Below are 12,168 nucleotides of genomic sequence, written 5' to 3'. Positions count from 1 at the left end.
CCCGGTATTCCGCCGGGCGCACCGATGGAGGTTTCCATGACGCATTTGGCAGGAATCAAGGTGGCGATCCTGGTCGACGACCTGTTCGAGCAGGTGGAACTGACCGGGCCGCGCGCGGCGCTGGAGGCGGCCGGGGCGACGGTCACGCTGGTGTCGCCGCGTCGGGGGCCAGTGCACGGCATGCATCACGCCGAACCGGGCGACGCCTTCGTGGTGGAGCAGGCGCTGCACGATGCCGACGCGGCCGACTACGACGCGCTGGTGCTGCCCGGCGGCACCTTCAACGCCGACGCGCTACGCGTCGACCCGCAGGCGCAGCAACTGGTGCGCGCCTTCCAGGCGGACGAAAAACCGATCGGGGTGATCTGCCACGGGCCGTGGCTGCTGATCTCGGCCGGCCTGGTCGCCGGCCGCACCCTGACCAGCTGGCCGTCGCTGAAGGACGACGTGCTGAACGCGGGCGGTCACTGGCTGGACAAGGAAGTGCTGCGCGACGGCAACTGGGTCAGCAGCCGCAAGCCCGACGACCTGCCGGCCTTCAACCGCGAGCTGATCCAGTTGATCTCGGAACGCTGCCACCATTGACCCGCGCCAGGAAGCGGGCCACGTAGTCGTCCACCGGCGCCTGCCGCACCGCCTCGGGCTCGCCTTCCTGTACCAGCCGGCCGTCGCGCAGCAGCGCGATGCGCTGGCCCAGGCGGAACGCCTCCTCCACGTCGTGGGTGATGAAGACGATGGTCTTGCCCAGCTCGGCCTGCAACGCCAGCAACTGCGTTTGCAGGTCGTCGCGCAGCAGCGGGTCCAGCGCGCTGAACGGCTCGTCCATCAGCAGGATGTCGGTGTCGCTGGCCAGCGCCCGCGCCAGGCCGACGCGCTGGCGCATGCCGCCGGAAAGCTGGTCGGGATAATCGTGCTCGTGGCCGGACAGCCCCACCCGCGCCAGCCAGCCGCGCGCGGCCTCCTGCGCCTGGCGCCGCGATTCGCCGCGCACCCGCCGGCCGAACGCCACGTTGTCCAGCACGCTGCGGTGCGGCAGCAACCCGAAATGCTGGAACACCATGCTGATGCGACGCCGCCGCAGTTCGCGCAGGCGGGCGGCGCCGAAGCCCAGCACGTCCTCGCCGTCGATCAGCACCTGGCCGGCGCTGGGTTCGACCAGCCGGTTGATATGTCGCACCAGGGTGGATTTGCCCGAGCCCGACAGGCCCATGATGGCGTAGATGCCGCCGGCCGGAATCGACAGCGACACGTCGTACAGCCCGACATGCTGGCCGGTCTCGGCCTGCACCCGCTGCTTGTCCGCGCCCTGGGCCAACAGCAACAGCGCCGTGCGCGGATCGGCGCCGTAGACCTTGCTGACGTGGCGCAGCGCGATGCGCCCGTTCACGGCCGCGCTCCCGGCTCGCCGTCGGGGCGGCGGCCGCGGCCGAAGCCCTGCGTCACCCGGTCGATCACCACCGCCAGCAGCACGATGGCCAGCCCCGCCTGCAAACCGCGCCCCACGTCCAGCGTCTGGATGCCGGCCAGCACCTCCTCGCCCAGACCGCGCGCGCCGATCATCGAGGCGACCACCACCATCGCCAGCGCCATCATCACCGTCTGGTTCACCCCGGCCAGGATGCTGGGCCACGCCAGCGGCAACTGCACGCCCAGCAACAGTTGCCAGCGCGTGGTGCCGAACGAGCGCGCGGCCTCCTGTACCTCGGGGTCCACCTGGCGCAGGCCGAGGTCGGTCAGCCGCACCAGCGGGCAGATGGCGTAGACCACGGTGGCGAGGATGGCCGGCACCTTGCCCAGGCCGAACAGCATCACCGCCGGGATCAGGTAGACGAAGGTGGGCAGCGTCTGCATCACGTCCAGCACCGGCAGCACCACCGCGCGCAGACGGCGCGAATGCGCGATGGCGATGCCCAGCGGCAGGCCGAGGAGCACGGCCAGCGCGGTGGCGACCAGGACCAGCGCCAGCGTCTGCATCAGCGCGTCCCACAGGCCGAAGCAACCGATCAGGTAGCACGCCACCGTCAGCGTCGCCGCCACCCGCCAGCGCCCGGTGGCGCGCCACGCCAGCAGCAGCACCGCCAGCAGCACCAACCACGGCGGCGCCTGGCGCAGTACGCGCTCCAGCGGCAGCAACAGCCCCTGGAGCAGCAGGTCGTTCAGTGCGTGCAGGCGGTCGCCATGGCGCTCGACCAGCGTCTCCACCGCCCGGTTGATCGGCTCGCGCAGGTCGAAGGTGGCGAAGAACGCCACTAGCGCCTGGCACCCAGGCGCTCGGCCACGTCTTGCGGCACCCAGTCGCGCCACACCTCGGGATGCGCCGTCATGAAGCGCCGCGCCTGTTCGGCCGGGGTGTCCTTGCGCTCGACCATCTCGGCCAGGGCGGCGTTGAGCAACGGCAGCGGCACGTTGAAGCGGGTCAGGAAGCCCATCAGCACCGGGTCGGCGTCGTGGAAGGCGCGCGATACGCCGGTCTGGATCAGCGCCTCCGGCGCGGCAGACCCGCAGGGCTTGGGATGATTGCGGTCGGTCAGCGTGGCGAAGCACGCCTCGTTGTAGGCGGGCTCGGCCAGTCGCACGAAGCGGTACTTGCCCATCAGCGCGGTCGGCGCCCAGTAGTAGAACAGCACCGGCTGACCGCGCTGGTAGGCCGAGGCGATGGCGGCATCCAGCGCCGCGCCGCTGCCGGTACGGAAGTTGACGTAACTGTCGGTCAGCCCGTACGCCTTCAGCTTCTGGCTGTTGACGCCCTCGCAACTCCAGCCGCTGGGGCAGTTGAGAAAGCGCCCCTTGGCCGGCTCCTCGCTGTCGCGGAACAGCTGCTTGTAGCTCGGCAGGTCGCGCACCGACGCCAGCTGTGGCGCCACCGGCCGGATCTTGCGCGCCGCGTCGCCCTTGACCACGTATTCCGGCACGTACCACCCCTCGGACGCGCCGACGATCACCCGCCCCACGCCCTTCACCTTGCCGGCGGCCGCCGCCTTGTTCCAGATCTCGCTGCGGCCCACCCACTCCTCGGCCACCACCTGGATATCGTTCTGCGCCAGCGCGTGCTCGATGGTGATGGTGGTGCTGGGCACCAGCTCCACCCGGCAGCCGTATCCCTGCTCCAGCACGGTTTTCAGCAGCTCGGTCAGCAGCTCGCCGCTTTCCCAGTTCAGCCCGGCCACCTTGACCGGCTTGCCGGATTGGCACCAGGGGGATGCCGTCGAAGCGGCGCTGGCCGGGGCGGCCGCCACGGCTGCGGTAAGCGCCAATCCCAGCAATGGCAGGACGATGGGACGGAACATGGCTGACCTCCAGGGGACGATGCATCAGCATAGGGCGTGTCATCAATTGTGTCGCGACAGCGTTCGATGCAGTTCGGGATGCCGCGCCAGGAGCTGGTCGCGCCACGGTATAAATACCGTAAGCGACCAGCGACACCGCGTGGCGCCCGAAATGCGCCGAACCCGGAGGGCTGGGCCGAAAAAGCACCATCCACTGCGTTGCACTCCTTGCCAATAACCGGTTATTGGCCGCGTCGCGCGCCTTGTGGCTGGCGCTTTTTCGGCCCAGCGCTGCCGCGAAACATTTGATGACACGCCCTAGAGCCTGATCACGATCTTTTCGCGGCAGCGGTCCGGCCGGACGCGCGCCCCGCGATGCCGACGGCGCGGCGGTCGAACGCGGCCGTGCGCGCGCCTCGCCGCACCATCGCATGTGGTTGCCGCGCCCCGGACGTGCAAACTACCGCGCGCTCCGCCGCGGCGTGCGATCATCCGCCCCCATGACCGCCCTGCCCTTTCTCTGTTCCTGGAGCGGCGGCAAGGATAGTTGCCATGCCTTGCACGCCGCGCTGGCCGCCGGCCACCGCCCGGTGGCGCTGCTCAACATGCTCGACGAGACGGGCGAGCGCTCGCGCTCGCATGGCCTGCCGCCGGCGCTGCTGCGCGCCCAGGCCGATGCGCTCGGGCTGCCGCTGCTCACCGGCCGCGCCAGCTGGCAGGGCTACGAAGCCGAGTTCGTCGCCCGGCTGGGCGAGGCGCGCGACCACTACGGCGCGCGGGCGGCGGTGTTCGGCGACATCGATCTGCAGGCGCATCGCGATTGGGAGGAACAGGTGTGCCAGCGCACCGGGCTGAGCGCGCTGCTGCCGCTGTGGCAGCACCCGCGCCGCGCGCTGGTCGAGGAGATGATCGCCAGCGGCCTCCGCGCGGTGATCGTGTCGTGCAATGCGCAACTGGGGCCGGATTTTCTCGGCCGCGTGCTCGACGCCGCGACGCTGGACGCGCTGGAAGCCGCCGGGGTCGATGCCTGCGGCGAAAACGGCGAGTACCACACCGCCGTGCTCGACACGCCCGCCTTCGCCCGGCCGCTGGCGGTACGGCAGGGCCGGCCGCAATGCCACGGCGACTACTGGTTCCTGCCGCTGGCGCCAGCCTGAGCGCGGTCGATGAAAAAGGGCGTCCAATGACGCCCTTCTTCATTCGGCAAGCACCACGTAGGCAGAAGAACCGGTCAGCCGCCCTTACTGGGTCGCCAGGCGCCGCGCATAGCCGGCGGCGCGTGCCTGGAGCTGCTGCGCGCGCTGCGCGGCGGTCACGTATTGCGTGCCCGGCGGCAGGTAGGCCGCCAGGTCGCGCAGCTTGACCACGCGGGTGGCGATGGCCGGGCCGCCGCTGGCCGGCGTGGTGGCCGGCAGGTTCTGCCAGCGCGCCATGATGGTGCCCTCGTGCAGGCCCACCGGGTCGATCCAGTTGGCGACGCCGGGGTCGGCCACCGACAGCACGAAGGTGTAGCTGCCGTCGGCGTTCGGCACCGCCTGTTTGTTGTTCAGGCTGCTCTGGTGGCGGATCGGGTCCACCGTCACGCTCCACGGATCGGTCACCGGGAACACGAAGTACTTGGCGCCGCCGGTGTTGACGGTGGCGATCAGCGCCTCGTCGTCGGCCAGCCGGAAGTGCCCGAACGAGCTGGCCTGGGTGACCAGCGTGCCCAGCGTGTCCGACGACGACGGCTGCGCCAGCGTGTTGAGCGGATTGATGTAGGTCTTCACGCCCAGCGTGCCCACGCCGTAGTACAGCGCCGCTTCGGATAGATTGGTGCGGGTGTCGGCCACGATGTCGGCGTCGCTCCTGGGGCCGCGCGTGGGCGTGCCCAGGCGGGTGACGCTCAGCGCATCCGGCGTCTCGGTGCTCCAGTCGCCCAGGTTGTTGCGCACGAATAGCTGCACCGCTTCGCCGGTGGACTGGATATGGTTGACGCGGCCATTGGCCGGCTGGTTGTCGATGGTGACGGTGTAGCTGCCGTCCGGGTTCACCACCAGCTGGTCGCCGGTGAGCAGCGCGATGGTCTGCTGCGAATTGGGGTTCTTGATCAGCGAGAAGGTGACATCGGTCGGCCCCGCGCCGAAGCGCCGGCCCTGGATCACATAGCTGGAGCCGCCATCGATGGGGATGGTGCGGTAGATGTTGTCCGGGTTGTCGAACGAGTAGCGCCCGCCCTCCACCTTCAGCCCGAACCACTCGCGCGGCGGCGCGTTCAGCCAGTACACCTTCGGGTATTGCGGATCGTTGTTCACCGCCTTCTGGATCGCGCTGACCTCCAGTTCGTCCAGCGCGTTGCCCAGCCGCGACGATGCTTCCGGCGTCAGCGCCAGACCGTAGGCGGTCACGTACGCCAGGCTGGCCTGGCCGCGCAGCAGCAGGAAGGCGTTACGCTGGTCGATGCTGATGGTCTTGGCATCCAGCGCCTGCTGATCCGCGGTGGCCAGCACCGGCTCGGCCCGGGCGCCGCCCAGCAGCGCGCCCCCCAGCGCCAGCGCGATGGCCGGCTTCCGCCAGCGGGAAGCCGTCGCGATACCGGAAGAGAAAAAGCTCTGTGTCATGTTGTCTCCACTGCTTCGTCAAGGTTTCGCAAGGCTAAGCAGCGCGTCATGACACAAACAAATAACTTCGTATGTTCCCGTTATGCGATTCGAATGCGGCAAGGCAACGCATGGGCCGCGAAGGCCGGCGGGATGCGGCCTGGCGGGGTATCCGCCGGACGGCGTTCGTCGGCACGCGCAAGCATTCCACCCGCGCATGACGATACCGCGCGGTGCTGCAACGCAACGCGTCGGGCGTCGAACACGGCATGGCGCCCGCCCCCGGCAGCTGCAAAGTTCACACTTTGGGGTGTTTGTGGCGGGCCTAGGGTGGTGGCTAGCCGCGCGCCCCCGGCATTGATGGGCGTGCAAACCGCGCCACTGCTGGCTTGGCGGGGATTTCGCCATGGTGCGCCACCGCATCGATGCCCGTCGATAGTTTTTTGCAAACAAAAATCTTGAAACAATCAATTAGACCAATGAAGGCCCGGTCGGGATACTGCGTTCCATCGCTGCAACGCAGCACACCCGCCCCCCATCAAGGAGATTGACCATGCTGAAGAACCACGAAGGCCAACGCGTTCCCAACGTGACTTTCCGTGTCCGCGAAAACAACGACTGGAAGAACGTCACCACCGACGAGCTGTTCAACGGCAAGACCGTCGTGGTGTTCTCCCTGCCGGGCGCCTTCACCCCCACCTGCTCCTCGACCCACCTGCCGCGCTACAACGAGCTGGCGCCGGTGTTCAAGCAGAACGGCGTCGACGCCATCCTGTGTGTGTCGGTGAACGACACCTTCGTGATGAACGAATGGGCCAAGGATCAGGAATCGCAGAACATCGTGATGATCCCCGACGGCAACGGCGAATTCACCGAAGGCATGGGCATGCTGGTCGACAAGGCCGACCTGGGCTTCGGCAAGCGCAGCTGGCGCTACGCCATGCTGGTGAAGAACGGCGTGGTCGACAAGATGTTCATCGAGCCGGAAAAGGAAGGCGATCCGTTCGAAGTGTCCGACGCCGACACCATGCTGGCCTACGTGGCGCCCAACGCCAAGAAGCCGGACCAGGTGGTGGTGTTCTCCAAGGAAGGTTGCCCGTTCTGCGCCAAGGCCAAGGAACTGCTGACCAGCAAGGGCTTCGACTTCATCGACGTGCCGCTGGAACACAAGACCCGCGGCAAGGTGCTGGGCGCCGTGTCCGGCAAGATGACCGCCCCGCAGGTGTTCATCAACGGCCAATTGATCGGTGGCTCCGACGATCTGGCCGCCTACCTGGCCGCGTAATGCCCCGGGGGCGTCGCCTGACGCCCCGCCCCACGGCCCGCAGCGCCCGGAACACCACGCCGGACGCCGCCACGAAAAGGCCGTGACCCCGCGTTGACGACGCGAAGCCTCAGCAAGCAGCCACGTCCGGCCGGCCTGACCCCAGGCCGGCCGGCAAGTGGCCCGATTCCCACCCGGACCGATACCCAGCCGCCACACCCGGCGCGTTTCCCGCGAGACGCCCCCGGTGCGCCGGTTGCGCCCCCGTATTGCCGGCGAAAGCCAATCCATCGCAGAACAAGGAGCCCGCCATGAAACAGATGAATGTCGATGTCGCCGTAATCGGCGCCGGAACCGCCGGCCTGGCCGCCTACCGTGCCGCGCGCGCCGCCGGCAAGCGCACCGTGATCATCGAGGGCGGCCCCTACGGCACCACCTGCGCCCGCGTCGGCTGCATGCCGTCCAAGCTGCTGATCGCCGCCGCCGAAGCCGCGCACGAACTGCGCCACACCGCGCCGTTCGGCGTGCGGGTGGACGGCGAGATCGTGATCGACGGCCGCGCGGTGATGGAACGGGTACGCCGCGAGCGCGACCGCTTCGTCGGCTTCGTGCTGGAATCGGTGGACGGCATCCCGGCCGAAGACCGCCTGCGCGGCTACGCCCGTTTTGTCGACAACACCACGCTCCAGGTCGGCGACGACCTCCAGCTGCGCGCCGGGCGCGTGGTGATCGCCACCGGCTCCAGCCCGGCGGTGCCGCCGCCGTTCCGCGCGCTGGGCGACCGGCTGGTGGTCAACGACGACGTGTTCTCGTGGGACGCATTGCCGCGCCGCGTGGCGGTGTTCGGCCCCGGCGTGATCGGCCTGGAACTGGGCCAGGCGCTGTCCCGCCTGGGGGTGATCGTGCGCGTGTTCGGCGTGGGCGGCGGCGTCGGGCCGTTGTCCGACCCGGCCATCCGCGACTACGCCACCGCCGCGTTCCAGGAACAGTTCTACCTCGACCCGGATGCCAGGGTGGAGGACATGCAGCGCGACGGCGACGAAGTGGTGATCCGCTACGCCCGCCTCGACGGCGAAATCGTCACCGAGCGCTTCGACTACGTGCTGGCCGCCACCGGCCGCCGACCCAACGTGGCCAACCTGGGGCTGGAGAACACCGGCCTGGAACTGGACGCGCGCGGCGTACCGCTGTTCGACCCGGCCACGCTGCAATGCGGCGCCTCGCCGGTGTTCATTGCCGGCGACGCCAACAACATCCTGCCGCTGCTGCACGAGGCCGCCGACGAGGGCAAGACCGCCGGCGCCAACGCCTCCAGCTATCCCGAGGTGAGCGCCGGCCTGCGCCGCGCCACCCTCGGCGTGGTGTTCAGCGATCCGCAGATCGCCACCGTGGGCACCCGCTTCGCCGACCTGCCGGCCGACGCGGTGATCGGCGAGGTCAGCTTCGAGAACCAGGGCCGTTCCCGGGTGATGCTGAAGAACAAGGGCTTGATGCACGTGTACGCCGAGCGCGGCACCGGCCGCTTCCTCGGCGCCGAATGGATCGGCCCGCGCGCCGAGCACATCGCCCACACCCTGGCGTGGGCACGACAGATGGACCTGACCATTGCCCAGATGCTGGACATGCCGTTCTACCACCCGGTGATCGAAGAGGGCCTGCGCACCGCCCTGCGCGACGCGGCGGCCAAGCTGGCTGGGTAGGTTGGAAAGACCGGAAAGGCAAATTCAAATCTGGGAACACAGAGAACGGGGAGCACACAGAGAACACGGAGAAACCCCAAATCAGGAAACCTGGGAAAACAGAATTTCCGGTTTGGTTTTCTCTGTGTGCTCTGTGTGCTCCCCGCCCTCTGTGTCTACAGGTTTTTAGCGCCTTTCACCGCCCTGCGCGACGCCGCGGCCAAGCTGGCGGGGTAGGCCGGAAAGGCAAATTCAAATCTGGGAACACAGAGAACGGGGAGCACACAGAGAGCACGGAGAAACCCCAAATCAGGAAACCTGGGAAAACAGAATTTCCGGTTTGGTTTTCTCTGTGTGCTCTGTGTACTCCCCGCGCTCTGTGTCTACAGGTTTCAGTTTTCAGCGCCCTTCAGCGCCCAGCCAAACCTACAGCGCCGCCTGCTCGCGCAACTGGTTCAGCGCTCCGGTCAGCTCGCTCGACGCCTGGCAGTAGCTGGAGCCGGGCAGCAGCATCTTTTCCGCCTCGTGGTAATGGCCACCGTTGATGGCGGTCGCCACCTTGGCAGCTTCGTGGTGGAAACGCTCGTGCAGCGCCTGGCAATCGCGCCAGGCCGGCAGCTTGCCGAACAACTGGCGGGCGTCGCCCTTCAGCCAGGTGCCCAGCGCGCAGCAGTCGTCCGCATCCACGTGGGCCACATCGATCGTTTCCTGCCGGCCGATGGCCAGGGTGAATTTGAGACGCCATTCGGCGTGCGCCATGATCGCGTGATCGAAATCCATCGCAGTCTCCTCGGGCCGCCGCGCCTGGACGCGGCTTCGCCATTTCGTCAATGGGCCAGCATGCGCGCAAAGCCCGCCCGGCCCGTTGCATCAGGTCAATGATGACGATGGCGAGCCGCCAGGCGGCGCGACATCCCGGCACGAGGGCGAATCGATCGCCCTGGCGGTCCCGCACCGGGCGGCCATACTGGAGCACCATCCTCCGAGACCCTCCCGATGCGTCGTGCCGTCCTTGCCCTGCTGTGCAGCCTGCTCGCCGGCCTTGCCCACGCCGAGGGCTTCCGCGATCCGCAGGACGGCGCCTTCGACGCCAGCGACTACCTGCTCGAACGCAAGGGCTTCCTGCCGGTGCCTATCCTCATCACCGAGCCGGCGGTGGGCTACGGCGGCGGCGCCATGCTGCTGTTCTTCTCCGAATCGATGGCCGAGGCCAATGCCCACGCCAAGGAAACCGGCATCATGCAGCCGCCCAACATCACCGGCGTCGGCGGCATGGCCACCGAGAACGGCACCTGGGGCGCCGGGCTGTTCCACTTCCGCACCTGGGGCGGCGACCGCTACCGCTACCTGGGCGGGCTGGGCAAGATCAACCTCAACACCAACTACTACGGCGTCTCCGACCAGCCGCGCGCCTACGAGCTGGACGGCTGGGGGCTGGTGCAGCAACTGCTGGTCAAGCTGGGCGACAGCCGCTGGTTCGTCGGGCCGCGCTATACCTACTTCGACCTCGACACCCGCTTCACCGGCGCCATCGCCAACGAGCTGGGCAACATCAGCCGCGATCTGGCGGTGGGCAAGGCCGGGCTGGTGATCGACTACGACAGCCGCGACAACATGTTCTACCCCACCCGCGGCAGTTACATGGAGATCGAGGCGCAGGCCGCGCGCGACTGGCTGGGCAGCTCGCGCGATTTCGACACCTACGAATTGCGCGCCTTCACCTGGCTGCCGCTGGACAAGACCTGGAACCTGGGCCTGCGCATCGACGGCCGCGCCACCGATGGCGACGTGCCGTTCTACGCCCAGCCCTTCGTCTCGCTGCGCGGACTGCCCAAGGGGCGCTACCAGGACCAGTACACGCTGACCGGCGAAATGGAGCTGCGCTGGACCTTCGTGCCGCGCTGGTCGGTGCTGGCGTTCGGCGGCGTGGGGCGCGCCTGGGGCCATTGGCAGGATTTCTCCGACGCCGACGACGCCTGGGGCGCTGGCGTGGGTTTCCGCTACCTGATCGCCCGCAAGCTGGGGTTGGCGGTGGGCATCGACGTGGCCCGCAGCCAGGACGACAACGCGTTCTACTTCCAGGTCGGCAGCGCCTGGCATTGAGGCCCCGGCAACGGGCACGCCCGCGCGTCAGCTGTACAACTGGCTGCGCAGGCGGATCACCGCCACGCCGAAGGCCGTGGAGTGCTGGGCGTAGGCCGAGCCGGGCAGCAGCATCACTTCGGCCTCGCGGTAGCGCTTGGCGTTGATGGAATTGGCCACCTTGGCCGCCTCGCGATGGAACAGCGCGTGCTGGCGCAGGCATTCGGTATAGGCGGGCAGGTCGGAGAAATGCTTGCGCGCCTCGCCGTGCAGCCATTGCCCCAGCGGGCAGCAGTCGTCGGCGGCGATATGCCGGGCATCCAGGTGTTGCTGTTTGCCGATGGCGATCCTGAACTTGAGGCGCCACTCGCCGTGGGCCTTGAGGGCAACGTTCAGATCCATGGTGTTCACTCCAACTGCTGACGGGACAGCCCGGCTGCGGGGACGGACAATCGTCCCCGCGCCTGGACCATCCAGGTTTATCGATAGATTCCGGTTTTCACCCCGCCGCTACTTTCCTGGCGGGTGGGGTGCCCATCGGTCGTTGCGGGCCGCTCAGAGCCTGTTGAAAATCTTTTCGCGACGGCGTCCGGGGCAGTGCCGGTGCGCGGCAAGGCGCAGAACGCGCGGCGGTATGCATACCGTGCGCGGCGTGCAACGCGGCAGCGCGCCGGCAATGCCCCGCACCCGAAGGGCCCGGCGCTGCCGCGAAACGATCTCGAACAGGCTCTCAGGCCGCCATGCCGCCGTGCTGGTCGTGCCGCCCGCTCTGGCGCAGCCGGACCAGGGTGCGCTCCAGTTCCTGCGACGCGCGTTCGTAGGGCGACGCGGTGCCGAGGATGTCCTCGGCCGAGGCGCTGCCATTGTTGATCTGCTGTACCGCGTAGGCGGCCTGGCGATGGAACTGCGAGTGCGCGCGAACGCACTCCTTCCAGGCGTCGCTGTAGCCATAGCGGGCGCGGCCTTCGCTGTGCAGCCAATTGTTCAGACGGCAGCCCTTCTCGACGGCGATGGCGCCCGCGTCCAGCCAGATGTGTTGCGCCAGCGCGGTTTCGAAGCGCGCCTTCCATTTCATGTGCAGATCGATCATGCGTTGGATATCCATAACGAACTCTCCTGCCCCAAACTGAGTTTTTCTCGTTTTCGACGCCCCTCATATCACCGAGAGGAATCACCCCGATAGCTGCAAAGAGGCTATATCCGGGAGTTCTCACTTAACCCGCAAATCCGCAAAATTACCCGGCCGGGTTGCCGCCATCGGCGGCGGGCCACCCGGCAGTTCGAGCAAAATTGCGGCT

12 protein-coding genes are annotated in these 12,168 nt (G+C 68.1%); 5 read left to right on the top strand and 7 right to left on the bottom strand.

Going from position 1 to position 12,168, the window contains the following annotated elements:
- Positions 1–36: 36 nt before the first annotated feature.
- Positions 37–585: a type 1 glutamine amidotransferase domain-containing protein gene (locus C556_RS0114345; protein ID WP_018748947.1), complete on the top strand. Its 549-nt coding sequence runs from the start codon at positions 37–39 to the stop codon at positions 583–585.
- Here C556_RS0114345 and C556_RS20535 read toward each other — a convergent pair.
- Genes C556_RS20535 through C556_RS22625 form a run of 3 tightly spaced genes read right to left on the bottom strand, consistent with a single transcriptional unit; the run spans position 539 to position 3,287 of the window.
- Positions 539–1,387 (bottom strand): ATP-binding cassette domain-containing protein, encoded by an 849-nt coding sequence (locus C556_RS20535; protein ID WP_018748946.1) that lies wholly within the window; start codon positions 1,385–1,387, stop codon positions 539–541. The two genes, C556_RS0114345 and C556_RS20535, sit on opposite strands and share 47 nt — an antisense overlap.
- A complete protein-coding gene (locus C556_RS22630; protein ID WP_018748945.1) occupies positions 1,384–2,250 on the bottom strand; it encodes an ABC transporter permease in 867 nt (288 codons plus the stop codon). Before C556_RS22630 ends, C556_RS20535 begins: the two co-directional genes overlap by 4 nt.
- The gene (locus C556_RS22625) at positions 2,250–3,287 is read right to left on the bottom strand and encodes an ABC transporter substrate-binding protein (RefSeq protein ID WP_018748944.1); all 1,038 of its coding nucleotides are present in this window, start codon (positions 3,285–3,287) and stop codon (positions 2,250–2,252) included. Before C556_RS22625 ends, C556_RS22630 begins: the two co-directional genes overlap by 1 nt.
- 479 nt (positions 3,288–3,766) lie before the next feature.
- Here C556_RS22625 and C556_RS0114325 point away from each other — a divergent pair, with 479 nt between their 5' ends.
- Positions 3,767–4,423 carry a Dph6-related ATP pyrophosphatase gene (locus C556_RS0114325; RefSeq protein WP_026263107.1) on the top strand — a complete coding sequence of 219 codons (657 nt, stop codon included), beginning with the start codon at positions 3,767–3,769 and terminating at the stop codon, positions 4,421–4,423.
- Positions 4,424–4,507: 84 nt separating this feature from the next.
- Here the strand turns inward: C556_RS0114325 and C556_RS0114320 are convergent, their stop codons facing one another.
- Complete coding sequence (locus C556_RS0114320; RefSeq protein ID WP_018748942.1) at positions 4,508–5,866, bottom strand: hypothetical protein; 1,359 nt, start codon at positions 5,864–5,866, stop codon at positions 4,508–4,510.
- A 532-nt stretch (positions 5,867–6,398) separates the two neighbouring features.
- Here C556_RS0114320 and C556_RS0114315 point away from each other — a divergent pair.
- Positions 6,399–7,130, top strand: coding sequence for a glutathione peroxidase (locus tag C556_RS0114315; RefSeq protein WP_018748941.1), 732 nt, complete (start codon positions 6,399–6,401; stop codon positions 7,128–7,130).
- A gap of 290 nt (positions 7,131–7,420) precedes the next feature.
- A complete protein-coding gene (locus C556_RS0114310; RefSeq protein ID WP_018748940.1) occupies positions 7,421–8,809 on the top strand; it encodes a dihydrolipoyl dehydrogenase in 1,389 nt (462 codons plus the stop codon).
- Positions 8,810–9,214: 405 nt separating this feature from the next.
- On the opposite strand, the gene C556_RS0114305 is transcribed toward C556_RS0114310, so the two are convergent.
- A complete protein-coding gene (locus tag C556_RS0114305; RefSeq protein WP_018748939.1) occupies positions 9,215–9,568 on the bottom strand; it encodes a CZB domain-containing protein in 354 nt (117 codons plus the stop codon).
- A gap of 216 nt (positions 9,569–9,784) precedes the next feature.
- Between C556_RS0114305 and C556_RS0114300 the strand changes: the two genes are divergently transcribed.
- A complete protein-coding gene (locus tag C556_RS0114300) occupies positions 9,785–10,891 on the top strand; it encodes a BamA/TamA family outer membrane protein (protein ID WP_018748938.1) in 1,107 nt (368 codons plus the stop codon).
- Between the two features lie 27 nt (positions 10,892–10,918).
- Here C556_RS0114300 and C556_RS0114295 read toward each other — a convergent pair whose 3' ends face one another.
- Positions 10,919–11,272 (bottom strand): CZB domain-containing protein, encoded by a 354-nt coding sequence (locus tag C556_RS0114295; RefSeq protein WP_018748937.1) that lies wholly within the window; start codon positions 11,270–11,272, stop codon positions 10,919–10,921.
- A 328-nt stretch (positions 11,273–11,600) separates the two neighbouring features.
- Complete coding sequence (locus tag C556_RS0114290) at positions 11,601–11,975, bottom strand: CZB domain-containing protein (protein WP_018748936.1); 375 nt, start codon at positions 11,973–11,975, stop codon at positions 11,601–11,603.
- Positions 11,976–12,168: the final 193 nt, after the last annotated feature.

It is taken from the genome of Chitiniphilus shinanonensis DSM 23277 (assembly GCF_000374805.1).
In the GTDB taxonomy this organism is placed as follows: Bacteria; Pseudomonadota; Gammaproteobacteria; order Burkholderiales; family Chitinibacteraceae; genus Chitiniphilus; species Chitiniphilus shinanonensis.
This window is presented reverse-complemented; position numbering and strand designations above follow the sequence as displayed.

What these genes read in the sequence shown, in the direction of transcription:
- C556_RS0114345 (WP_018748947.1), top strand. Translation starts at nt 37, where the DNA reads ATGACGCATTTGGCAGGAATCAAGGTGGCGATCCTGGTCGACGACCTG.
- C556_RS22625 (WP_018748944.1), bottom strand. Translation starts at nt 3,287, where the DNA reads ATGTTCCGTCCCATCGTCCTGCCATTGCTGGGATTGGCGCTTACCGCA.
- C556_RS0114325 (WP_026263107.1), top strand. Translation starts at nt 3,767, where the DNA reads ATGACCGCCCTGCCCTTTCTCTGTTCCTGGAGCGGCGGCAAGGATAGT.
- C556_RS0114320 (WP_018748942.1), bottom strand. Translation starts at nt 5,866, where the DNA reads ATGACACAGAGCTTTTTCTCTTCCGGTATCGCGACGGCTTCCCGCTGG.
- C556_RS0114315 (WP_018748941.1), top strand. Translation starts at nt 6,399, where the DNA reads ATGCTGAAGAACCACGAAGGCCAACGCGTTCCCAACGTGACTTTCCGT.
- C556_RS0114310 (WP_018748940.1), top strand. Translation starts at nt 7,421, where the DNA reads ATGAAACAGATGAATGTCGATGTCGCCGTAATCGGCGCCGGAACCGCC.
- C556_RS0114305 (WP_018748939.1), bottom strand. Translation starts at nt 9,568, where the DNA reads ATGGATTTCGATCACGCGATCATGGCGCACGCCGAATGGCGTCTCAAA.
- C556_RS0114300 (WP_018748938.1), top strand. Translation starts at nt 9,785, where the DNA reads ATGCGTCGTGCCGTCCTTGCCCTGCTGTGCAGCCTGCTCGCCGGCCTT.
- C556_RS0114295 (WP_018748937.1), bottom strand. Translation starts at nt 11,272, where the DNA reads ATGGATCTGAACGTTGCCCTCAAGGCCCACGGCGAGTGGCGCCTCAAG.
- C556_RS0114290 (WP_018748936.1), bottom strand. Translation starts at nt 11,975, where the DNA reads ATGGATATCCAACGCATGATCGATCTGCACATGAAATGGAAGGCGCGC.